This is a genomic window from Anaerotignum sp. (assembly GCF_031981185.1).
GTDB lineage: Bacteria > Bacillota > Clostridia > Lachnospirales > Anaerotignaceae > Chakrabartyella.
In genome coordinates this window covers 141,792-166,099 of the sequence record NZ_DALYUL010000002.1, presented here as the reverse complement: position 1 = coordinate 166,099, position 24,308 = coordinate 141,792, and the positions used below count along the sequence as shown (strand labels likewise).

Sequence of the window (24,308 nt, the reverse complement as noted above, 5' to 3'; positions counted from 1 at the left end):
CCTGCCATTTCTGTTAAATTCATTAATATGAATGAAATGGTAGGGGGAAAAAGATTGTTGTTTTAATAGAACCAAATACAAATTGTCATTCGTTAATAAATTACCGATTGTTAATAAATTAATTTTAATTCGATAAATTTTATTTTATTTTCTAATAATTTTTTAATACAGTTATTTACATATTTGCAAAAATATATTATGATTAGTATAAGATTTCCATGGTTCAACTTTACAAAGCTACTAGATATATATTCTTAAAACAAAATAAAATGGCTGATTCTAAGAAGACTAATGCTAGATTTTGCATTTCTAGCTGATAAATACACTTAATTGTAAAATTATATACGAATTTAAAGTAAGGTTGATTACAACAACATCTAAAGTTAATTATTTGTCATTTATATTAAGGGATTAATTGCTTTTCAATATTTTTTGAATCGTATAAATCTGAAATACCAATTAAAAGACATTATGTTATTAGCCATATAAATGGGAAATTTCAATTTTGAGTGTAAATAAAAACATCTTATATATTAAAATTTACATTCTTAACGGTATTCCAAAAACATCAAACTGGGAAAACCAAACGCCATGGATTTCAATAAACGAAGTTATATAGAATTAGCATTAATTTAAATCGCTTTTAAAAATCAGAAATGGGGTTTCCATCCGCTACACACTTTATCTTATGAATTATAATTATTTAAGGGGGAGAAAGAAATGAATGAAAATAATATGAGTGCTAATTCTGGTGATTTGGCAGTTTCAACAAACATGGAATCAGCAACAACCATTCAAACCAATGTTTCAGAAAAGGCTAAGAAGAGTAAACTTCTTCTTGTATCCGGTATATTAGGAACATTATATTTGATATACCTTATTACATATTTTATGGGAGGGATGGCAACAGATGACCAAACACAAGCGATTGCTGGTGGTCTTGCAACAATGTTAGTGATGCCCCATATGTTATGTGTTGGAGTGGCAGTTATTTTTACTTGGATAGGTTGGGCATTAAGAGCAAGATGGGGTGCATTGGTAGCAGGTATCCTATATTCAGTATCTATTTTGGCGATGTTTCTTTATGCGCCTTTCGTAATCATTCAACTTATATTAAGCTTTGTTGGATTTGCTAAAATGAAAAAGAGTAATGAGGCTAAATAATGTGTGTATAAGCAGATTTTGATTTTTGAAAGTAAAAAACTTAAACAACTGGTGGCAAGTTAAAGTTGAGTTTGTTTCCCAATAAGAGGTTTATAAAATGCACCATAACAATAAAAGATTGTTATGGTGCATTCTTAGATAAGGATTACGTCTTATAACAAAGATTTAACGTACCATTTTTATTATTTAAACTTTATTTTGCTTCTTCGTTAATAATCAAAGCGATCATTTCCATATCTTCATCAGTATTATTCTCGATGGAGTGCCATTGACCCACCTCAATGAGACAGACATCCCCAGGACGTACAGTGGTTTTTGAACCGTCGTTGTCGATAAAAGTTCCTTCGCCTTTGATAATTGCGTAGGGTTCTGTATTACCAACGTGCTGATGCCAACCGATACTGCTGTGAGGCTTTATGATAACCCTAGCATACATTGTTGCGTGCCCCATCAATTCTTCTTTTTCCAGGAAGTGATGAATCTCAACGGAGCCCTTTCCATCTCTTAAACCTTCTACAGTTACAACTCTTTCTTTTCTTACCATGTTTGTTCTCCTTTCGTTTTTCAGAGTTTTTTTTCAACACCCTCCAAATTGAAGATAGGGGTATAATCGGAGGTTGCTGCGCTCTTTTTCTGCATAAAACCGTTTTTCAGCCCAATATTTAAGAAATATTCCGTAACTTTATCATACTCGAAAGTAGTAAGTTTACGGGATAGAGCTTTTATTTCATCTGCCCGGTGCATGGGAGTATATTGATTCAGGAGGGAAACGTAGGTGTCACATCCTAAGACATTTTTTATCCAGTCTAATATTTTAAAGCTGTCACGATAGTTAGAGGGAAGAACAAGATGGCGAACCAGTAACCCCTTTTGCATTAAACCGTTTTTATCAAAAATATCGTAGGGTACTTGTCGTCTCATCTCAAGAATTGCTTGCGTTACGATTTTTGAATAATCTTCAGCAGAGGAATACTCCTTTGCGATTCTGTCATCCCAATATTTAAAATCAGGCAGGTAGATATCAATAAGCCCTTCCAATAGACGTAGGCCCTCCAAAGATTCATATCCATTGGTGTTATAAACAACGGGAATGTTTAGTCCATTGTTTTTAGCCAAGCGCAGTGCCATAGCAATTTGGGGGATAAAGTGAGTTGGGGAAACCAAATTGATATTATGCAAACCCTTTACCTGTTGTTCTAAAAAAATTTCTGCCAAACGCTCAATTGTAACTTCTTTGCCAAATCCATTTTCGCTAATTTCATAATTTTGGCAAAAAAGGCAACGAAGATTACAATAGGAAAAAAATACCGTACCAGAGCCTTTCGTTCCGCTGATTGGTGGTTCTTCCCAAAAATGAGTACTGACCAACGCGATTTTTGGAAGAAGGGATGCATGACAAAAACCTGTTTGATTGTCTGAGCGATCAACACAGCAATGCCTTGGACAGACTGTACAATGGGATAAAGGGCTTTGACCCTGCTCCATATGAAAACCTGCTTTCCGGATACCCCTATGGAACAAGATACATTAAATTCCAATGGAGTCATTTTTATTTTCTATATGATACCACGATTAGAAACAGTTTCATATAGAAAAATGAAATCTCATGTGGTAAAATGCAATTGTAGCTCGAAATAAGGCGAATCAATTGGGGGGCGGAATGATGAAAGAATACGATATCAAGGCGAAGGAAAGTCAAGTGATTACAAAAGTTATATGTAACTGCTGTGGCAAGGAGATTCCCCAGATTAGAGAGGGGATATGGGAGGAATATTTTCATGCTGAAAAATCATGGGGATATTTTTCGCAACAAGATGGAAGACAGGATTCTTTTGATTTATGCCAAGATTGCTATGAAAAAATGATTAAAGGCTTTCAAATGAAAGTGCACTAAACAGGGAGAAGTCCCTGTACATATTTCCAACCCCTTGGCCCCTATGGGGCTTTTTTATTGTGGAAACTGAGTTATCATTATTATAAGTGTTTCTGACAGAGGAATAAGATATCTAAAAGTAGGTTGAAAAAAGGCTTTTAAGTTTTTGAGACTTCGAAGCCTTTTTTGATTTGACATAATAGGTAATATAAAGATGCTTATGCGGATTAGGGAAATTATTCCTCTGCCATACGATATCCAATACCAACCTCAGTAAAAATATATTCAGGAGCGGCAGGGTTTTTCTCAAGCTTTCTTCTGATGTTTGCCATATTGACCCTTAAAATCTGATTGTCCTTTACTGCATATGGCCCCCAAAGCTCGGTAATAATGGCGTCATAAGTCAAAACACGACCAGCACTTTTTGCCAACAAAGAAACTATTTTATACTCAATTTGAGTTAAATGAACTTCGTTCCCTTCAATGATAACCAGTCTTTTTTGAAAATCAATTTTTAAATGTTTTACAGAAAAAAGATGCTCAGATGGACCTGAATGGTTGCTGGTGTTGTGGCGGATGGCGGTACGAATGCGTGCTAAAAGTTCCGAGGTGCCAAATGGTTTTACAATATAATCATCTGCACCAATATCCAAAGCTTCAACTTTATCTGCTTCATCACTGCGGGCAGAAACAACGATAACAGGTGTGGAGCTCCACGTTCTAAGCTCTTTTAAAATAGTGATTCCGTCTATATCAGGTAGACCCAAATCCAATATTATTAAATCGGGACAGTGGGATGGAATCATAGATAAGGCTTCTTTCCCTTTTTTCGCACAAATCACACTGTAATTATTGGCTTTAAGTGTCATTTCCATAAAATTACTGATGGCATCTTCATCCTCAACAATTAGTATTTTTGATTTTACAGTCATATCACGATTCTCCTTTCATAGGCAATGCGAATGAGAAGATAGCCCCTCCGCAGGGTTGGTTTTCGGCAAATATTCTGCCATTATGGGCAAGAATTATAGTCTTGCAAAGGGAAAGGCCTATTCCTAAACCTCGATTAGAATCTACGGAGGCCGTGCCGTTATCTCCTTCAAAAATTGTGGCTATTCTTGCGGGATCAATGCCCTTTCCATAGTCTGTAACGGTAAAAATAATCTCATTATCTTCTTTGTATACCTTAAGTGCAATAGGTAAAACTGTTTGGGAATGCCGTATTGCATTTTCCAGTAAATTGATCAACACTTGTTCGATTAGAGTCGCATCCATAGGTACAATCAACATTTCCTGGGGAACTGAAACATATATGGAGGCGTCAGGGAATCTTTTATGCACTCTGGAAATGGCTTCAGCAACGATTTCTTCTACCACTTCATCTTGTTTTTTTACTTTTGCGCCTTCGCTGCTAATTTTTGTAATAGAAAGCAGATTTTCAACCATATGAATCAACCATTGCGCATCATGATGAATGTCATGAAGTAAACGATCGAAGGTTTCAACAGTTATTTTGTCTTTATTTTCAAGTAATGTTGAGCTAGCACCAATAATACAAGTAAGAGGCGTGCGAAGATCGTGTGATACAGCCCTTAAAAGGTTGCTTCGCATTTTCTCTTTTTCTTTTTCCAATAAGATTTCCTGAGCTTTTTCTTCAACTGCCTGTCTTTCTATAGCCAAAATAGTTTGAAAAACCATGATACTAGAAAATTTATAGACATCCATTAAAACACTATCAGGATTTTCAAAAAGAAGGCCGATTACTCCATAAACTCTATTTTCCACGGAAATGGGGATATAGGTTCCTTTGCAGTTGTGAGCCTCTGATTCTAGGGTTACACCGGAGATCTTATTTGTTGAGTAAGCAATTTCTGCAACTTGTAATTCCAAAGGGCTGTTTAGAATAAGTTCATCATTATTTTGAATGGCTTTTACCAGTTTAATTTCCGGTTCTTTAGGATCTCCGTAATACCCGATTACGCTACATTGATTTGACTGAGAAAAAAAGTCAACGGTAATCTCCATAATTTTAGTCAGCGTATTGGCGGAGAGTAAAGCATTGCTCATTTTTGTCAGATTTTCAGAGCGATTTTCTCGCATTGCAGAAAGAACAGCAGCTTTTTTTACCCTGGTTGTTAATGCACTGACTAAAACTGACATCAGCAGAAGCAGCGCAAAGGTGATGGGGTAACCTGACATGGAAAAATTCAACGCAAAGAAGGGATAGGTAAAGAAAAAGTTAACCGCAATAACCCCTCCAATAGAGGATAACAACCCCCAAATATAACCGCTGGTAATCACAGAGGTTATAGCAACGCCAAACATATAGACCCCAAAAATATTGTCACTGATCACATTCATTTCCACTACACAAAGTGCAAAGGAGGTTGCAATCAAAAAGACCAGTATTGTTTTAAATAAATCAAATAAAATAATATCTGGGGATAATTTAATTGTCTTTAATTGGTGCAAATAATCTCTCATAGTTAACCTCGCTAAAAATGAATAACAACTATATTATACACTCCTTTTCGGACAAGAGGAAATGTTTTTTCATATTTCTTATGAGCGTCATTGCAAAGCACAGGATTGTTTGTTATAATTGTAAACAAATTTTATCATAAAAGGAGCATTATACAAATGAAGAATCCATTTGTTACTTTAGAACAGGCAAAAAAAATCATTGAACAATATCCAACGCCTTTCCATCTTTATGATGAAAAGGGAATTCGTGAAAATGCCCGCATGGTAAACCGTGCTTTTTCTTGGAATAAAGGCTTTAGAGAATATTTTGCAGTAAAAGCTACACCTACTCCCGGCATTTTGGAAATTTTAAAAGAAGAAGGTTGCGGTGTGGATTGCTCCTCTTATACAGAGCTTATGATTGCGGAGGCATTAGAGTTTTCTGGAGATGAAATTATGTTTTCTTCCAACATGACTCCTGCTGAAGATTTTGTTTTGGCGAATAAATTAGGTGCAATTATCAATTTCGATGACTTCACGCATATTGGCTTTTTTGAGAAATTGGCAAACATTCCTGAAACGGTTTGTTGTAGATTTAATCCCGGCGGTCTTTTCCAGGTTTCCAATGATATTATGGACAACCCTGGAGACGCAAAATACGGTATGACCAAGGAACAGATTAAAGATGCCTTTCGTATTTTAAAGGAGAAAGGTGCAAAACAATTTGGTATTCACTCGTTTTTGGCCAGTAGTACAAGCTCTAATACCTATTATCCCATGTTGGCTAAGATTTTATTTGAGTTAGCAGTAGAGTTGAAAAGAGAGCTGGATGTTCATATAGCTTTTATTAATCTTTCGGGTGGCGTTGGGATACCTTACCATGCTGAAGAATCCGCATGTGATATCATGGCAATTGGTGAAGGAGTGAAACAGGTATACGAAGAGGTGCTGCAACCAGAGGGAATGGACGACGTGGCCATATTTACAGAAATGGGCAGGTTTATGCTGGCACCTTACGGAAGCCTTTTGGCAACTGCCATTCATGAGAAGCATATTTATAAAGAATATATTGGTTTAGATGCCTGTGCTGCAAACCTGATGCGCCCTGCAATGTATGGTGCTTATCACCATATAACCATATTGGGCAAAGAAGATAAGGCTTGTGACCATATTTATGATGTTGTGGGTGGCCTCTGCGAAAACAATGATAAATTTGCCATTGACCGCATGCTTCCTGAAATAGAAATTGGAGATATCGTGTACATTCACGATACAGGTGCCCATGGTCATGCAATGGGATACAATTACAATGGAAAATTGCGTTCTGCTGAACTTCTTTTGAAGGAAAACGGAGAAATTGGTTTGCTGCGTCGCGCAGAGACTCCTGAGGATTATTTTGCCACCTTTGATTTCACAAAACTTTTTTCAAAATAAGAAATAGCTCAGGCCTTGACAAACAAAGTAAGAGACCTTGCTCTCTAGGTTTAGCTGAAAAAAGCCCTGTTGTTTTATTTGATTATATTTCAGATACAACAATAAAGGCTTTTTCTTATAATAAATAAATTCTAAGTAAAAAAATAACGGCCATGGCCGTTATTTTTATTATCACTCGTGAATTTATTTCAAATGTGTGTGCATATATTCGTCTCTGATTTCTTGTGGAACCAAGCTGCCGCCTGTTGCCCAAGGAACATGAATTGCATTTGCCATTTTAGGAAGCAGTCCCATTTTTTCTACATAATCCTTGGTTGCGGGCTCTTTCATTAGCTGAATAGGACCCCAAAAGGAAGCACAAGCTGATGGTTCCAAGAAGATATCCTCTGTATTCACAATATCGCGCATCAAGTCATAAATATGATAATCTTCAAGGGTAAAAATGCCTGATAATAGGTGGGTCATAACACCTCCTACAAACCCAGAAGCGCGTCCCACTGCAAGACCATCTGCATGGGTTTGTCCGGTCAGACCAAAATCTTGAACGCTTACTTTATTTTGTAAGCCAGATGCCATACCCACTAACATGCAGGGTGCCTGAGTTGGTTCTTCAAAAAAGACGTGAACGTTATCGCCAAAAATTTGTTTTAAGCCGAAGGCAACGCCTCCTGGTGCACCGCCAACACCACAGGGGATGTAAACGAAAAGGGGATGCTCCTGGTCAATTACAATGCCTTGTGCATCGAACTGGGTTTTGATGCGTTTTGCGGCAACAGCATAGCCTAAAAATAATGTTACAGAGTTTTCATCGTCAACAAAATAGCTTGTAGGGTCTGCATCAGAATTTTTTCGACCAACTTCTACGGCTTTGCTGTAATCATCATTATATTCTATAACTTCGGCGCCACGTTTGCGAAGTAAATCTTTTTTCCATTGCTTCGCATCAGCGGACATATGAACAATAACATGGAATCCAAGAACAGCACTCATGATACCGATACTCATGCCAAGGTTTCCTGTGGAACCAACTTGGATTTTGAATTGGCTGAAGAATTTTTTAAATTCATCAGAAGCAAAAACGCTATAGTCATCATCTTCTTTTAGCATGCCATGTTCCAGAGCCAAATCCTCTGCATGCTTCAAAACCTCATAAATACCGCCCCTAGCCTTTACTGAGCCGGAAATAGCCAGATGACTATCTTGCTTAAGGAAGAGCCTGCCTGGTATTGTCGTTTCAAATTCCGCCTCCAATTGAGCTTTCATTTTTTCAATTTCAGTCAAGGGAGATTCAATTAATCCCTTTTCCCTAGCTGTTTCTGGGAATGCTTTTAAAATAAAGGGAGCAAAACGAGCCAAGCGTGCCTCCGCGTCATCAATATCTTTTGAAGAAATATCAATTTTTGATAAGGCGCTTTGTGCAGTTTCTAAATTTTCATTTACCCAGACTACTTCTTTGCCATCACTCACCTTTTTTAAAAGGTCTTTGCAATGAATTTGATTCCAAAGTTCTTGATCCATACACATTTCCCTCCGTGATATTGAGTATATTGATAATTTCCATTTTTCTCTAATAATCGTATCATATTGAAGGATAATGCGCAAGAGAAACCATTCATGCCATATATAGGCACTTATTGATTTTTTACGCTATATATTGACACACCGTTTCTTTATCGTGTATGCTAAATCATATTGTTTTCGTAGGAGGAAATAGGGCGTGGAAAAGTTAAGGCAGTTGCTTTCTGCAACGATTGCAGGTATGTTAATTGGGATTGGAGGTACAGTTTTTTTATCGGTAGAAAATCCTGTTTTGGGAAGTTTTTTGTTTGCCATTGGGTTGTATACTATCGTCTGTTTTCAACTGCAACTCTTTACAGGAAAAATTGGATATCTCATTTTCCAAAAGCCTGCGTATTTTATTGAGCTGGGTATTACTTGGTTTGGAAATCTGGTTGGTACATACTTGTTGGCATGGATGGTGCAGCATACAAGAATATATGCTCCTATAATTCAAAGGGTTCAAGGAATTGCCGCTGTCAAACTGGGGGATAATTTTATGAGTATCTTTTTGTTGGCGATTTTATGCGGTATGTTAATGTTTATTGCTATTGATGCATATCGGAATATAGAAGGTTCAACCCTGAAGGCATTGGGTGTTTTTATTCCTGTTATGGTGTTTATTTTAAGTGGTTTTGAACATGTGATTGCCAATATGTTTTATTTTTGTTTGTCCAACGCATGGGATGGACATTGTTTTATGGCAATTCTTGTTATGACATTGGGAAACAGTGTAGGAGGATTAATCCTTCCTACTTATATGAAACTGTTTTGTATTCGATAAAATAAGTATTTGATAGATATCTTTGTAAGGAGTTAATATGAAGGATTTTAAGGATATTGTAAAGGAACTGATACAGTGGTATAAGGAAAATGCAAGAGATTTACCTTGGCGAAGAACAAAAAATCCTTATCATATATGGTTATCTGAAATTATGTTGCAGCAAACCCGTGTGGAAGCGGTAAAGCCTTACTATCAGCGGTTTTTGCAGATGTGCCCTACCATTGAGGCTTTGGCAAATACCCAGGAAGATACCCTTCTGAAATTATGGGAGGGATTGGGTTACTATAGTAGAGTAAGAAACCTGCAAAAAGCTGCAAAAACGGTGGTAGAGGAATTCGGAGGAACTTTGCCGGCGGACTATCATTCCTTGCGAAAGTTAAATGGAATTGGCCCCTATACCGCTGGTGCCATTGCATCCATTGCATTTTCATTGCCCTATGCAGCGGTGGATGGCAATGTTTTGCGGGTAATGTCTCGATTGGCAGCAGATAAAAGGGATATTACCTTAGCATCTACCAAAACGGCATGGGAGGAAGAACTTTCTTTGATGATGCCCGAAGGGGAAGAAGGTAACTTTACCCAAGCTTTAATGGAACTTGGCGCAACGGTTTGTTTGCCCAACGGATATCCGAAATGTGAAATATGCCCTGTGAGGGCATATTGTCAGGCTTACAGAATAAATGCCGTATTGCAATTCCCAGTGAAAAGCCCCAAAAAAGAACGTACTAAAGAATATTTATCCGTATTTTTTTTGGTATATAATAAAAGAATTGCTTTGCAAAAGAGAGAAGGTAAAGGACTCCTCTCAGGGCTTTGGCAGTTGCCAAATTGTAATCAGAAGATGGCTTTACCAGTAGCACTAAGCCAGTGGGGCATTCTGTCCGGGAATATAAAGGATATGAAGACACAAAAACATATCTTTACCCATATTGAATGGCATATGAGTTGTTATTTTGTTGAGGTGGAGGTAAACGAAAATAAAGACTTTCTTTGGTTAACAAAAGAAACAGCAGAAAAAGAATATGCATTGCCTTCGGCCTTTAAAAAAATTTGGCAAGAGGGTTGCAGTCTTTTGGAGGATTAATATGAATCTATTACAATCAATTAAGGCTTATCAGCCGTATACTATGGAAGAGGAAAAAGAAAAACAGTTGATACTAGAATTAATAGTTAAAAGCGGTAATCAGATTCTTTTTCGAACCTCCCATTTTGCCCATGCAACTGCAACCGCCATGGTTTTTAATGAAAAAAAGAACAAAGTGCTGATGATTAAGCACAATATATTTGATACATGGGCATGCGTAGGCGGCCATGCCGATGGTGAAGGGAATTTATTGACTGTTGCATTAAAGGAATTGCAAGAAGAAACAGGTGTGACAGCCGCTGTTCCTCATTCACAGGATATACTCTCCTTGGATATTCTTTCGGTTATGGCGCATTATAAAAGGGGAGAATATGTCCCGAATCACTTGCATATTAATGCAACCTTTGGCCTTATTGCAGATGAAAAGGTAAGGCTGAGAATAAAAGAAGATGAAAATTCTGATGTTGCATGGATACCAATTAGGGAAATAGAAAACCATTGCAAAGAAAAAGAATTTGTAAAGGTGTACAAAAAAATCATTGAAAAAATTATTTATTGATAATTATTATCAGTTGATTTTTTCTAATATCTTTAGTAAAATAGTATAGGAAGAACATAACCAAACTTTATTTTAGGACTACTTTGCTTGTTTTCCTATAGAAATTAAGTTTTGGTTGAAAAATAAGTGTCCATGGAAGGGCATAAGGTTTGAATATTGACCTGATAAAATACTTTGATTTAGAGAATTGAGTGAAAACAATGGGTGACAATGAATTTGTAAGAGTAGCTACGAAAGCAGATGCAAAGGATTTTTACCGCCTTTGGCAATTATGTTTTGGGGATAGCGATGCTTTTTGCAATTGGCTTTTTCATAACAGGTTTTATCCGGATTATTCCGTTTGTTTGGAAAAAGAAGGTGAAATTTTAAGTGGGATGCAAGCTGTACCCTATACGATTCATGTTCGTGGAAAGGATTTAGTTGGAGCCATGCTTTGCGGCGTGTCCACTCATCCCGAACATAGAAAAAAGGGATATATGCATAAAATTTTCACCTATGAGATGAACTTACTGAATCAAAAAGGTGTATCCATAGTGGTGCATACCCCAGCTACATTGGAGAGTTATTTTGCATATGGACATTATCCCGTGGCGGATGCTGTATATATTCAAGGCAATAAACCCATTAAGGCAGGGAGAGCGGTTTCTTTCCTTGATAAGGCACAATGGAAAGATTTATACCCTTTGTATGATAATAACATTGGTAAGCGTTACAGCGGGGCAGTTAAGCGTACTGAGGAAGATTTTTTACGCAAGTGTGATGACTATGCTTCGGATGGGGGCAGATGCATTGTTTTAAAGAATGCAGAAATCGAAGGCTATGCTTTTGTATATTCTTTGGAAAACGAAGTGATATGTCCTGAAGCTGTGGCGAATCAGGGTTGTTACCATGCTTTGTTAAATGTAATTTTTTCTTTTGCCGAGGGTCGGCAGGTTTCCGTGAAACTACCACCTGATGTGGATGTTTCTTCTGAGTGGGATAAGCAGGTTTGCCCAAAGGGAGTGGCAGGGGTTTCAAATATTGGAGAGATTCTAAAAAAGTTAGAGTTAAGCTGTCCCTTTGCGGTAGATATTTTTGACCCTATTATTGTTGAAAACAATGGAATTTTTACCTTTGATGGAACAAAAACCCATGATGATCCGGCAATAAAAGTGGAGGCAGGTCAATTTTTGCGTGTTTTGATGGGCTATGCATCTTTGGATGAAATTCGCCCTTTTGTAACAATATTGAATCAGGATGGATATGATTCTATTAGACAGGTTTTACCGAAATGTAAATGTTATATTATTGATGAATATTAAAATTGGAGGCAATTGTATGCCAGGAGTACAATGTTTATGTAAAAACCAAAAAAATGAAGAAATTGCAAAAAATAATATTGAGATAAGAACATCAAATGTGGCTTTTCAGTTTTATCCTATCACATTGGATAAAAAAGCGCTGATTGAAAGCTATACGAAACCCTGGGGGGCAGAATGCTCTGACCTTTCCTTTACAAATATGTTTATTTGGGGTACTGATGGGAAGATGGAGTATGCAGAAAAGGACAATGTTCTTTATATTAAACTGGATTTCAAACGAGTTCCCGTTTATTTTTGGGCACCCATACCCAAATATGGTGAAACTGTTAATTATCGTAAGGCAGTTTATAATACTATTGATTATATGAAAAAAGTTGGAGTTGAGCCGACAATTCGCTCTGTCTCTTCACCCTTTTACGAAATGATGCAAAAGGCCTGTCCTGAGCTGTTTATTCAGCCCACGGATATTGCATGGGACTATGTGTATGAACGTGAAAAACTGGAGACACTGTCGGGGAAAAAGCTCCATTCAAAAAGAAACCATGTGAATAAATTCCTGTCCTTATACGCTGACTATGAGTATAGAAAGCTGGAACCTTCTATGATTGAGGACTGTATTGCTCTTTATGACCAATGGAAAGAGGAGAAAGCGGAAGTCAGCGCAGAGTTAAAAGAAGAAAGAAAATCTGTCTTGCTGGCGTTGAATCATATGGAGGAACTGGATCTGGTAGGAGGCGCTATTTTTATCGAGAAAAAACTTGTGGCCTTTACCCTGGGGGAAAGATTGCAGCCCCATTTGCAATTAGTGCATATTGAAAAGGCAGATGCCTCTTTTGAGGGTGTCTATCCTATGATAAATCAGCAATATGTGAAAAATGAGTGTATGGACGTAGAATTAGTCAATCGTGAAGAAGATATGGGGATTGAAGGGATGCGCAAGGCAAAGCGTGCATATCATCCTGTAAAAATGATTGAAAAATATATGTTTAGCCCTCGAGACCTCTCACAAGTAAAAGGAATTTGGGGCTGGGAGGAAGAATAATTCTTTTGGCGCTAAATGAGAATAAGGGTTTGAAAAGTTGAATCCGAAATAGCTAAAATGTTTAGAAAGGCCCATTTGATGTGTTTCAAGTGGGCTTTTTTGTTTTGAAAAATAAAAAATAATTAGTAAGCAGTGTGTTAAGGGGTAAAAATATGATTGCATTTAGTAAAATGAGTGATTATGAAAGGTGAATGTCCTATTTCTTTTTCTTTTGTCATAGGATAGATGGAGGGGGCGAGAAGAGATGAGTTTGATTGAGGCAATAAAGCAATTGATTTTAGAATTGGGCGCAGGGGGAATTTTTGTTGCTACAGCTTTAGAATATGGTTGTTTTCCTGTTTCCAGCGAAATTCTACTACCCTTTATTGGTTATGTTATTGCTATAAATGGCTATAGCCTTTTTTACACCATATTGATTGCAACAATAGGAGGGATGTTTGGGACAACATTCTGTTATTTGATTGGAAGAATTGGTGGGAAAATGTTTGATAAATTGGCAGGGAGATTTGAAACCATTGCCTTAGGTGTGGGAAAAGCTCAAAGTATTTTTGAAAAATATGGGAAAGAATCTGTTTTTTTTGCCAGGTTATTTCCCATCGCCCGTACTTATATTTCATTCCCAGCGGGTCTGGCAAAAATGTCTGCGGTGCCCTTTTTAATCTATACTTTTTTTGGCGTTATACTATGGAACACAGCTTTAATTAGTGCAGGATACTTTTTGGGTAGTCATTGGGAAATATGCAAAGCGTTTTTGAAGGCGTACCAGTGGCAACTATCAGGAGGGATTGCTTTTCTAGTCATTCTCTTTATTGTATTGAGAAATGCTTCGAGAAAGAAGAATAATTAGAGTAAGAGGCTTGTAACATGTAGCACCTGTTAGCAAGACATAAAAGCACATTTAAAATCTTAAAAAAGCGATCTTTATCCTTCCGGAAAAGACCGCTTTTTACTACGTAAACTATTATTTGTAAACACCGGGTACTTCAAGTCTTGGTTTTACTTAAAAAATCAATTGATTTATACATAAAATCCGTTATTGAGGATTAATCAGAAAGATTTTTTAAGGCGTTTTCTGCATTGGTAAGTTGATTAGAATCAGGATATTCGGATATAACCTTTTGATAGTAGGCTTTTGCTTGCTCCAAGTCCTCGTCTTTTTCAGCTATTTTTGCCAAATAGAAGTAGGCATCATCAATGAAATTTTCATTGGAAGCATATTTTAGTGCACTTTCCAAACTCACCTTTGCCTCAGCAAATTTGTTGCTTAAAAACTCACTTTTGCCTTTGGTATAGAGGCTGTTTGCGGCCTGTGGATACACGGTTGCTTTAACGGAATTATATTTCGCAATGTCATCATCGCTAAAGCCCATGGTATCAATGCGATCTAATGTGGCTACACAAGTTTCAAAATCATTATCAGTCATTTGTGACACTGCGGTTTGCAATAATTCAAGATTAGCCTGCTTTGTTTCCTCGCTGCGTAGGCGTTTATTTTCATTTTGCAAGGTTTCAAGCTCTGTTCTCATAGCTAAAACTTCATCGGGAGTCATCTTGGTTTCCCCGGCATAGTTATCCACCTTTGTTTGTAAATCTACAATTAATTTATCCTTTGCTTCATTCATAGCAGGCATCATTAAAACAAGAATTGCAATTGCTGCACAGACGATGCCAAGAAGAAAGGCAATAATATCTCTTTTTTCTAAGATGCCGATTTGCTTTTCTTTTCGCTTATATCTTGGCATAGGGGGGGCGCTATCCGTTTTTTTCGGTGAAACAGTTTTTTGTGAGGAATCCTCTTTAATTTCTGCAGAACGAGGAGTCTTTTTGCGTAGACCACTGGTTCCACCGCTATTGATCACGTTATCATATTTCAAAGCGTTTGGATTTTTCTTATCCTTTTTCAAAACAATATCAATAAAGTGCTGAGCCCGTTTGTAGTTATTTTCCTCAATACAACAAAGGGTGAGCAAATTATAGGCATCAATAAAGTCTGGGTTACTGTCGATGGCTTTTTTTAATTGAATAATCGCCATATCGTCGCTACCATGGTTCAGATAAAGAAGAGCTTGATTATACATACGAACGGCATCGTTAGCTTTCTCCATTTCCCGCCCGTTTTTCTGTAGAAAATCCATGTATCCAACGGCGGGATTATTATCTTTCACCAGTGATGTGCTGATAATCCAGTGTTTTAATGCATCAGCAATTCTGCCGGTTTCACAATAAATTAGCCCAAGAAGATTTCGGGCCTGCATATTGTTTTTATCAAAAAGAAGGCTTTGCTCCAGCTTTTCTGCAGCACCTGAAAGATCCATTTCCCGTGCAGCTTCCAAAGCTTCATTATATAAACGAATTGAAAGCTTCTGGGTTTTTAGAAAAACAAAGGTGTCAATTCCACATTTTGGGCAAAGGTAGCCTTCGGAAAAATCAAATCCACAATTTGGACATCTCATTTTTATCGCTCCTTTGTTCATTCTTGGGAAGGACTGATATTTTTATCTTTAGCAATATGTTCGAGAATATCAACCAAGTCTTTCAATTGATTGGGCTGTAAAGCCTCTTCAATTTGATCTAACTCAAGGATGGGCTGATATCTTGAAAGTTCATCTTTAAAATTGAACATAATGTAACCTCCTTATTCAACGGAAAATATATAAGAACGTAAAGCGCCAATCATATAAAGGGAACCGCAGCATAAAATAACACCATTTTTATCAGTTATTTTTAAGGCTTTCTCATATGCATGTTCCAGCTCAGGCTCAATGTAGAATGGAAGTTCCTTGCAAGAAACCATATTTGCCAATGCTTGAGCATCCAACTTGCGTTCGCTGTGGGGTTCAGTAAATACTATTTGACTGGCAAAGGGCATAATCAGCTCAGCCATTTTTTCATATTCCTTATCTCCTAAAACTCCTAAAATGATGGTGATTTTTTTATCTTTAAAATAGGTTTCAATACTTTCAGACAATTGCCGAATACCATCAACATTGTGGGCGCCATCTAATACTACCATTGGATGTTTTTTGCACACTTCCATTCTCCCTGCCCAAAACGTATTTGAAATGCCTGTACGAATTTGTGACTCTGTTAATGGGAATCCGTTCTTTTTAATAACCTGGCAAGCTTCTAGGATTGTAATACAGTTTTGAATTTGATGCTGCCCAAGTAAAGGTAAATATAGGTTGTCATAGGCAAAAGAAGGGCTTTTTACATCAAAAACAGTTCCCTCTATGGTTTGAGAGTAAATCTTTATTGCCGTCTCTTTTGGACAATAAAGAGGTGCATGTAAGGAATCTGCTTGCTTCTTAACAATATTATATACTAATTCTTCTTGAGAATACAACACCACAGGACAACTTTCCTTTATAATTCCGGCTTTTTCTTTGGCAATCAGTTCAATTTTATCTCCCAAAAAATCTGTATGATCCATACTGATGGACATAATGACACTTAGAATAGGGTTTTCAACGATATTTGTAGCATCATATGTTCCTCCCAGTCCTACTTCTATTACGGCAATATCAACATTTTCTTCTGCGAAATAAAGGAAGGCAGCGCCGGTAATCACTTCAAAAAGAGTTGGAGCATCTTTTCCCTCTGCGATGAGTTCCATGCAAGCATCCCTTGTTTTCGTAAGAATTCGTGCAAAGGCATCGTCGGAAATTTCTTCTCCATTAATCAAAAAACGCTCATTGTAGCTTGCAAGGTGGGGGGAAGTATAGCCTGCGGTACGGTAACCCCCTTCTTGTAATATGGAACAAAGCAGTGCAGTGGCCGAACCTTTTCCGTTGGTACCTGCAATGTGAATGATTTTATACTTTTTTTCGGGATTCCCTAGTTTTTCCATTAAATCGGTAATTCTTTCCAACCCAGGGCAGGATGCAAAACCGATTTCTTTTTCTAAATAATGTATGCTTTCTTGATAATTCATTCTATTCTCCTATCACAAAAGAAACCAAAATAAAATTCCGTAGGTGGCATACCTTTTCATGATAAATCATTTTGCCTCAAAAGGAATAAAATTTTGGTAATCGTCAAAAATTTTTGTGGGGCGATAACATAATTGTGCCCATCACAAAAACGTTGTTTTTGTTCTATCAGTTTATAAACTATAGATTTTATTGATATATTTTTTTGAGTCTTTATCTATTATACCAAGATTCGTATTTTCTGCAATATGATTAAGAAAAGTGAAAAAGAATTTTACGAAGAGATTTAGATTAGAAAATAAGGTTGTCGGAAAGAGAATTAAATTGTATAATAGAACAGATTTATGGGGAACGAAAGGAGAACTGCCATGAATAGAAAAATGGATGATGATAGAGGAAGAAAAAGGCAGATAGATCGGCGAAAATTGAGAGAAAAAAAACGTCGGCGAAATAGAAATATTCGCTGGGGGATATTTCTGGCAATCGCCATAGTGATTGGCCTTCTTTCATTCGGATTGTCAAAGAATTTTATGCAATCTTCGGAGGAACAACCTGTGTTGACGGGTGAAACCGTAATGGTAACAATTCCCGAAGGGGCATCTACGGCGGACATCGCTGGGATTTTAAAAGAAAATAAGCTGATAAAAAGTACACTTTCCTTCCGTGTGAGTAGTAGACTTGATGGCTTTGATGGAACGTATCGTCAAGGGACTTATGAAATAGATAAAGGTTTAAATGCAACACAAATTATGGAGCTGCTGCAAACGGGGGTAGTTTTAGATAAAATGAAAATTACCATACCCGAAGGTTTTACAACAAAGCAGATAGCTGCAAAAGTGGAAGAAAAAGGAATTTGCACTGCTGAGGAATTTATTACGGAGTGTAATACAGGGACCTTTGAATTTGATTTTTTAAAGAATCTACCAGATAGAGAGTTTAAGCTGGAGGGTTACCTTTTTCCTGACACTTACTTTATTAAGGAAGAAACCACTGCACACCAACTGATACAAGCAATGCTGAAACGATTTGAGCAAATGTATACAAAGGAATATCAAAACGCTGTGGCGAAAAGTGGCTATACTTTAGATGAGCTGATTATAATTGCTTCGATTATTGAGAAAGAAATTAAGGTGGATGAAGAACGTCCTCGTGCAGCAGGGGTAATTTATAACAGAATTAAAGATGGAATGCCATTGCAGGTGGATGCCACGGTTTTATATGCCATGGGCATTGTAAAGGAAGATATCTCCACCGTTGATTTACAGGTGGATTCTCCGTATAATACCTATAAAGTGAAAGGACTTCCTGTTGGACCCATTTCTAACCCCGGTGAGTTGGCGTTTAAAGCAGCTCTTTATCCTGAGAATAATAAATTCATTTACTATGTGGTTGAGGAAAAAGGGAAAGATAATCATGTTTTCTGTGAAACTTATGAGGAATTTTTGAAAGCCAAGGAAAAATATAAGGCTAGCGGAAGCTAATTTAGGAGAGAATAAAATGAATTATGTAACAGATGATACGATGAATACCTTTTTGCGAACTCTACAGCCCATGTATGATGGTGTTCTAGGGGAGATTCAAAAGGAAGCCAATGCAGGAAACGTGCCCATTATTCCTCTGGAGACGGCCAGACTGATGAGTGTTTTGCTTTCTATGAAAAAACCTAAACATGTGTTGGAAATTGGAACGGCTGTTGGATTTTCTGCGGGACTCATCAGTAAATATTTACAACCCGGTGGAACAGTAACCACCATTGACCGCTTCGAGGTTATGCTAAAGGACGCCCGTCCCAATATTAAACGAATGGGTCTGGAGGATACCATCACGATTTTGGAAGGGGATGCGGCGGATATCTTGCCAACCTTAAAGGGCCCCTATGATGTGATATTTTTAGACGCTGCAAAAGGCCAATATCATAGCTTTTTACCCCATTGTTTACGGTTGTTGCCCTTGGGAGGGCTTCTGATTGTGGATGATGTTTTGCAGGGAGGTACAATTGCTCAAACACGTTACAGTGTGCCAAGGAGACAGCGTACCATTCATAAGCGTTTAAGAGCCTTTTTATGGGAAATTACCCATAATGATGCATTGGAGACCTCTATCATTCCCATTGGCGATGGTATGGCGCTTTGTTATAAAACAAAGGAAACAGAAGGAGATATGAAACATGTGGAAATTGAATAAGCCGGAGCTTTTGGCTCCTGCGGGTGATTTGGAAAAATTAAAAATTGCGGTGTTATATGGTGCCGATGCGGTATATATTGGGGGAGAGGCCTACGGTCTGCGAGCCAAAGCGAAAAACTTTGATTTGGATACCATGGCTGAAGGTATTCGTTTTGCCCATGAACATGGAGCAAAGGTTTACATCACAGCGAATATTTTTGCCCATAATGCAGATTTTGAAGGCATGGCTGAGTACTTTAAGGCTGTTGAAAAAATTGGTGCAGATGCTTTGATTATTTCAGATTTAGGTGTGTTTTCCATAGCAAAGGAAGCAGTACCTGATATGGAGATTCACGTCTCTACCCAAGCAAATAATACTAATTATATGAGCGCCAGTATGTGGTATAAACTTGGGGCAAAGCGCGTTGTTATCGCCAGAGAACTTTCTTTTCAAGAAGTGAAGCAAATTCGAGAAAATATTCCCGAGGATATGGATATTGAGGCCTTTGTCCATGGGGCAATGTGTATCTCCTATTCGGGAAGATGCTTGCTGAGCAATTATTTAAGCGGCAGAGATGCAAATAAGGGAGCCTGCTCTCATCCTTGCAGATGGAAATATCATTTGGTGGAGGAAACAAGACCTGGCGAATATATGCCTATAGAGGAAAATGAAAGAGGAACATATATTTATAATTCCAAAGATCTTTGTATGATCGAGCATATCCCTGATATATTAGAATCGGGAATTATGAGCTTGAAGATCGAAGGCCGCATGAAGACCCCATTTTATGTTGGTACGGTGGTAAAGGCATATCGTCAGGCCATTGACGATTATATGACTTCACCTGATTTATATCGGCAAAGGCTGCCTCAGTATTTGGAAGAAGTGTCAAAAGCAAGCCATAGAGATTACACAGAGGGTTTTTATTTTGAAAAACCTGATGGGAGTCAGCAGATTTATAATAGTAATACGTATATTCGTGGTTTTGATTTTGTTGGCATGGTTCAAGAAGATAGCGATCCCCAAACGGGAATTGCCATCGTAGAACAGCGTAATAAATTTTCTGTTGGGGATACCATTGAGGTTATGCCTGCAAAGGGAAATGCATTTACAATGAAGGTTTCTAAAATATGGGACAAAGAAGGAATAGCGGTGGAATCAGCACCACATCCTCAGCAAATTTTACAAATTTTGTTTGATAAACCAGTAAAAAAATACGACATGTTGCGCAAAAATGTGTTGGATGCTAAATAAAAAACTTGATTTTTGTCTGAAATACAGCTATCCTATATAGTAGAATTGAGTAAAGGGAAAAGGATAAGCTTATGGAATTAACACAGTGTATCAACTATTTATTGACTACAGCACAGCATTCTGTTTTTCAGCATCTGAGCTCAAAGTTGTCTGAGTATGACATTACCCCATCCCAATATGGCGTTTTAAGTTGCTTGTGGCAAAAGGAGTTTGCTACACCAAAGCAAATTTCAGAGATTCTCTGCTTGGAAACATCTACTATTTCCGGCGTTCTAGATCGCATGCAGAAAAAAGGTCTGATTGATCGAGTAATCAACAAAGAAGATAGACGTGAAGTTAGAGTGGTTCCGACGGAAAAAGGGAAAGCTTTAGAGGCGCCTATTGGAAAAATCATTGATGACGTGAATGATGAGGTATTGAAATGTTTTTCTGCAGAAGAGATTGGGGTATTGAAGAATTATCTGCGCATTATTGCGGATGGGAATCATTTTGCAGGATAAATTGGAAAGGTGGGTCTTTTGACCTGCTTTTTTTATTTTAACGAAATAGAGCTAATATGTATCAGGGCAGAGCCCTGTTTTAATCCTTTAAAGCGGTATTAAGCTTTTTTAATGCTTTTTTTTCTATTCGTGATACGTACGCTTCTGTTACACAAGGGCTAAAATTTGATATTATAAATATATATATATTAATACTAAAAATTTTAACAGTAGTTGCATTCGCAATTTGGAATAAAATTACTATTTTTCATTAAGCAGGGATTTTTCAGAGTTTTTTCTGTTGTTTTATGTAAAAAGTTTTGTTACAATATGGATTAGAATATTGTAACTAATGATTGAAAATTACTATTGTAAGGCTGCCAATCATTTCATAAAAAAGGGAGTGAGAGCAATGATTGATAAGTTTTCAAATAGAGAAAAAAAAGGCTATACCCTTATAGAAATGCTGGTAGCAGTTGGAATCATCATTGTCATTTGCGCCATTGCCATACCTGCGGTAGCCAGCCTTAAAAAAAGCCTTGAGATAACAAAGTATGATGATGTTGCAAGGCAGATTTATTTGGTTTCTCAAAACAAGCTTACAACCATGAAAGCTGTGGGAACATTAAATACGTTTTATGAAAAGGTTGAGAAAGATGTTAAATATTTTAACAACAGAAAATTAGGAGTTATTGGTAAAGAGCCTCAAGATTATGATAGAGAAACAGATGATTGGAAAAATCTTTATTATTTTACGGATACGGATGCGGATGAGCATACTGTTTTTATGAATTATATAATAGGAAAGGACTCAATTTTAAATGCGTCCTTAGAAAACGGCGGCCATTACTTGGTTGAGTTAAACCCTGAAACGGGGGATGTTTATGGCGTTTTTTATTCGGAAAAAGCATTTACATATGATGACATAACTGCACTTGCTTCAAGAAGTAAAAGTGATCGAAAAGAAAAGATGATTGGCTATTATGGGGGGATTTCAGAACTTTCCCAAGGAATTGGCCTGCCGGATAAATTTGAACCCACTGTAAGTGTAGTAAATAAAGAGGATTTATATCTTGATATTGAATGCAGTGGCATGAGAAAACTGATTAAAAGACCCGAGAATATCCTTTTGTCTGTGACCATTACAGATGAGAGCTTTCGACCTGATAATGGATCAAATCATTCCTTCACCATTGAATTGAAAGGTGGTAAAGATTTTTGGATTAGCAATGATAAAGCAAAAGTTCAAATTCTTTTGGATAGTGTTCGCGGAGGGATGGAGAGCTTTCAAAATATTACCCATGGTAAACTCACACCTGGTGATAATATTACTGTAACAGTCTCGATGACCTATGCAAGAGAAGGCGTTACCGTTACTGGAAATGCTGTTGCACCCGTTACAAATAGCCTTTTTGCATCAAAGGATGTGGATGGGAATTTGGCTGTTTCCAGTGTGCGGCATTTAAATAATTTAAGAACATCAAACTATGCTGCCAGGGGAAAAGATGGGCTTACTATTATCCAAACAAGTGCAATTGACTATGATTATAACAATTGGCCTGCCGGTTCCATGATTAGCAGTTATGATATAAAAGAGAAACCACCATATTCTGATACCTTTGCTCCCATTGAAAATGCATCGTTATTTGATAGAATAACATTCAACGGAAATAATAATGAACTTCGGAGTTTTAATATTGCAGGAACGAATAATATTGGTTTGTTTAGTCAGTTGAAAGATTGTGCTTTTACAAACGTGAAGCTGGTAGATTTTAGCGTTTCAGGGAGGGCCTATGTTGGCGCACTGGCAGGGCAAATGCAAGGAGGAAGCATAACCAATTGTGGGGTTTATCTTACAACAAAGGATGAGTATTACCGGCCTCTTACAAATATGGCAGACCGTGTCGCACGCTATCGTGTTAGTGGAACGGATTATGTTGGTGGTTTGGTGGGACGAATCAGCGGTGCTACAGCCACAAAAGACTCATTTGCAGCAACTAAAGTTTCGGGGAATGCTTATGTAGGGGGATTTTGTGGGGAATACAGCAATGGACTTGTATCCAATTCCTATGCCTCAGGAAAGGTGAATGCAACAGGAAGTTATGCTGGAGGCTTTGCCGGAAGAACTGCAAATACATCTATGAATGGTTGCTATTCCACCTCTGATGTGACTGCTCAGTGGTATGCAGGGGGGCTGGTGGGAAGTGCAGCCAATGGAACGATTTCAGATTGCAGTGCCTATGGCATAGTACAGAGGGGAGATAACCTTTTAGATAAGGCGACCTCAGGTGGGTTTGCTGGAACCTCTACTGCAACCTTTCGCAATTGTGATTTTTTAAGACAGGCAAATTATAATTATGATTATACGATTAGTTTTGCTGGTGTTCAGCCAAAAGGATTTCCTGATTTGAAAGTTTCAGGGAACCTTGATAGTAATTGCTACCCATATAGTGATGCTTTGGTGGGAAATAGTATCCCTTTCAAAATGGTACATAGGGAGGATGGAACAATTTTACCTCATTATGGGGATTGGCCCGCAGAGTTAAAATTACAGACCTCTTTGGTTTATTATGAGAGATATGCAAATGCCGATGCAGAGGGAAACTATTATGGCTATTATGCAGAAACAAGCTTGACAGCGGAAGGGGACAGTTTTGACACAGGGGGTAATAATAGTTGGAAACTAAATACCTTGCGACAAGAACCTTGTGTAGAGGATGGCTATGCCATCATGACAATCTATTCTTTGACAGAATTCAATTATGTTCTAAATTCAAATAATATAAAAACAGCCAATATTACGGATACCCAGAGTGCCGGCACAGCAAAAAGAATTACCGATAAGGTTTCTTTACAGTTTTCAAATACAGCAGATGGAGCAAAGTATACCATTTCAAATGCCAAGGTTTTCCGCCTTCCTTTTGAATTACAAATGACTGACAGAAATACCGCAGCAAGGTTTTATGACCGCTTGACCATAACAGGCTATATTGATGGAAAAGCAATGTTTGAGGACTATACCTTTTTCTACTGCCCTGACTTTGCAAAAAATGCAATTAATCCCGATATCAGCACAACTGCGGCTGCGGTTCCGAAAAACCCAACGGGGGAGAGTCGTCCTATTTCTGTTAGAAGTCCAAGACATATCAATGCTTTGGCCCGTGCGGCCTATTATTGGAATACGACTAAATGGACTGATAGTAAAGATACACGGTACTACT

Annotated in this window: 22 protein-coding genes; 14 read left to right on the top strand and 8 right to left on the bottom strand. The window is 37.6% G+C overall.

Going from position 1 to position 24,308, the window contains the following annotated elements:
* Nucleotides 1-720: 720 nt before the first annotated feature.
* On the top strand, nt 721-1,164 hold the full coding sequence (locus tag RTK36_RS01805) for a hypothetical protein (RefSeq protein ID WP_312043707.1): 444 nt from the start codon (nt 721-723) through the stop codon (nt 1,162-1,164).
* Between the two features lie 193 nt (nt 1,165-1,357).
* Here RTK36_RS01805 and RTK36_RS01800 read toward each other — a convergent pair whose 3' ends face one another.
* The gene (locus tag RTK36_RS01800; protein ID WP_312043705.1) at nt 1,358-1,708 is read right to left on the bottom strand and encodes a cupin domain-containing protein; all 351 of its coding nucleotides are present in this window, start codon (nt 1,706-1,708) and stop codon (nt 1,358-1,360) included.
* A gap of 20 nt (nt 1,709-1,728) precedes the next feature.
* Entirely contained in the window at nt 1,729-2,649 is a 921-nt protein-coding gene (locus RTK36_RS01795) for a radical SAM protein (protein ID WP_312043703.1), read from the bottom strand.
* A 178-nt stretch (nt 2,650-2,827) separates the two neighbouring features.
* Between RTK36_RS01795 and RTK36_RS01790 the strand changes: the two genes are divergently transcribed.
* Nucleotides 2,828-3,058, top strand: coding sequence for a hypothetical protein (locus RTK36_RS01790; RefSeq protein WP_312043701.1), 231 nt, complete (start codon nt 2,828-2,830; stop codon nt 3,056-3,058).
* Between the two features lie 215 nt (nt 3,059-3,273).
* On the opposite strand, the gene RTK36_RS01785 is transcribed toward RTK36_RS01790, so the two are convergent.
* Together RTK36_RS01785 and RTK36_RS01780 are read right to left on the bottom strand one after the other, a co-directional pair.
* Nucleotides 3,274-3,969, bottom strand: a complete 696-nt coding sequence (locus RTK36_RS01785; protein ID WP_312043699.1) for a response regulator transcription factor — start codon at nt 3,967-3,969, stop codon at nt 3,274-3,276.
* A 1-nt stretch (nt 3,970) separates the two neighbouring features.
* Nucleotides 3,971-5,521, bottom strand: a complete 1,551-nt coding sequence (locus RTK36_RS01780) for an ATP-binding protein (RefSeq protein ID WP_312043697.1) — start codon at nt 5,519-5,521, stop codon at nt 3,971-3,973.
* A gap of 156 nt (nt 5,522-5,677) precedes the next feature.
* Between RTK36_RS01780 and RTK36_RS01775 the strand changes: the two genes are divergently transcribed.
* On the top strand, nt 5,678-6,934 hold the full coding sequence (locus RTK36_RS01775) for a diaminopimelate decarboxylase (RefSeq protein WP_312043695.1): 1,257 nt from the start codon (nt 5,678-5,680) through the stop codon (nt 6,932-6,934).
* A 183-nt stretch (nt 6,935-7,117) separates the two neighbouring features.
* On the opposite strand, the gene dsdA is transcribed toward RTK36_RS01775, so the two are convergent.
* Nucleotides 7,118-8,452: a D-serine ammonia-lyase gene (gene dsdA, locus RTK36_RS01770; protein WP_312043693.1), complete on the bottom strand. Its 1,335-nt coding sequence runs from the start codon at nt 8,450-8,452 to the stop codon at nt 7,118-7,120.
* Between the two features lie 199 nt (nt 8,453-8,651).
* Here dsdA and RTK36_RS01765 point away from each other — a divergent pair, with 199 nt between their 5' ends.
* The 6 genes from RTK36_RS01765 to RTK36_RS01740 all read left to right on the top strand — a co-directional run bounded on the left by RTK36_RS01765 (nt 8,652) and on the right by RTK36_RS01740 (nt 14,108).
* A complete protein-coding gene (locus RTK36_RS01765; RefSeq protein ID WP_312043690.1) occupies nt 8,652-9,275 on the top strand; it encodes a formate/nitrite transporter family protein in 624 nt (207 codons plus the stop codon).
* Nucleotides 9,276-9,312: 37 nt separating this feature from the next.
* Nucleotides 9,313-10,359: an A/G-specific adenine glycosylase gene (gene mutY, locus RTK36_RS01760; protein WP_312043688.1), complete on the top strand. Its 1,047-nt coding sequence runs from the start codon at nt 9,313-9,315 to the stop codon at nt 10,357-10,359.
* Between the two features lies 1 nt (nt 10,360).
* The gene (locus RTK36_RS01755) at nt 10,361-10,918 is read left to right on the top strand and encodes an NUDIX hydrolase (protein WP_312043686.1); all 558 of its coding nucleotides are present in this window, start codon (nt 10,361-10,363) and stop codon (nt 10,916-10,918) included.
* 200 nt (nt 10,919-11,118) lie between these two features.
* On the top strand, nt 11,119-12,219 hold the full coding sequence (locus tag RTK36_RS01750; protein WP_312043804.1) for a GNAT family N-acetyltransferase: 1,101 nt from the start codon (nt 11,119-11,121) through the stop codon (nt 12,217-12,219).
* A 16-nt stretch (nt 12,220-12,235) separates the two neighbouring features.
* Entirely contained in the window at nt 12,236-13,261 is a 1,026-nt protein-coding gene (locus tag RTK36_RS01745; RefSeq protein ID WP_312043684.1) for a DUF2156 domain-containing protein, read from the top strand.
* A 244-nt stretch (nt 13,262-13,505) separates the two neighbouring features.
* Nucleotides 13,506-14,108 carry a DedA family protein gene (locus RTK36_RS01740; protein WP_312043682.1) on the top strand — a complete coding sequence of 201 codons (603 nt, stop codon included), beginning with the start codon at nt 13,506-13,508 and terminating at the stop codon, nt 14,106-14,108.
* A 196-nt stretch (nt 14,109-14,304) separates the two neighbouring features.
* Here the strand turns inward: RTK36_RS01740 and RTK36_RS01735 are convergent, their stop codons facing one another.
* The 3 genes from RTK36_RS01735 to RTK36_RS01725 are packed head-to-tail and all read right to left on the bottom strand — an operon-like array spanning nt 14,305 to nt 17,192.
* Nucleotides 14,305-15,714: a tetratricopeptide repeat protein gene (locus RTK36_RS01735; protein WP_312043680.1), complete on the bottom strand. Its 1,410-nt coding sequence runs from the start codon at nt 15,712-15,714 to the stop codon at nt 14,305-14,307.
* A gap of 17 nt (nt 15,715-15,731) precedes the next feature.
* A complete protein-coding gene (locus RTK36_RS01730) occupies nt 15,732-15,884 on the bottom strand; it encodes a hypothetical protein (protein ID WP_157881671.1) in 153 nt (50 codons plus the stop codon).
* Between the two features lie 12 nt (nt 15,885-15,896).
* The gene (locus RTK36_RS01725) at nt 15,897-17,192 is read right to left on the bottom strand and encodes a bifunctional folylpolyglutamate synthase/dihydrofolate synthase (protein ID WP_312043678.1); all 1,296 of its coding nucleotides are present in this window, start codon (nt 17,190-17,192) and stop codon (nt 15,897-15,899) included.
* Nucleotides 17,193-17,558: 366 nt separating this feature from the next.
* On the opposite strand from RTK36_RS01725, the gene mltG reads away from it, so the two are divergent.
* The 5 genes from mltG to RTK36_RS01700 form a co-directional block, all read left to right on the top strand.
* On the top strand, nt 17,559-18,671 hold the full coding sequence (gene mltG, locus RTK36_RS01720; RefSeq protein ID WP_312043676.1) for an endolytic transglycosylase MltG: 1,113 nt from the start codon (nt 17,559-17,561) through the stop codon (nt 18,669-18,671).
* 16 nt (nt 18,672-18,687) lie between these two features.
* On the top strand, nt 18,688-19,374 hold the full coding sequence (locus RTK36_RS01715) for an O-methyltransferase (RefSeq protein ID WP_312043674.1): 687 nt from the start codon (nt 18,688-18,690) through the stop codon (nt 19,372-19,374).
* The gene (locus RTK36_RS01710; protein WP_334308113.1) at nt 19,367-20,608 is read left to right on the top strand and encodes a peptidase U32 family protein; all 1,242 of its coding nucleotides are present in this window, start codon (nt 19,367-19,369) and stop codon (nt 20,606-20,608) included. The genes RTK36_RS01715 and RTK36_RS01710 overlap by 8 nt, the downstream gene beginning before the upstream one ends.
* A 71-nt stretch (nt 20,609-20,679) precedes the next feature.
* Nucleotides 20,680-21,108, top strand: coding sequence for a MarR family winged helix-turn-helix transcriptional regulator (locus RTK36_RS01705; protein WP_066051508.1), 429 nt, complete (start codon nt 20,680-20,682; stop codon nt 21,106-21,108).
* A 391-nt stretch (nt 21,109-21,499) separates the two neighbouring features.
* The coding region (locus RTK36_RS01700; protein WP_312043670.1) for a GLUG motif-containing protein at nt 21,500-24,308 on the top strand (2,809 nt) is incomplete at its 3' end.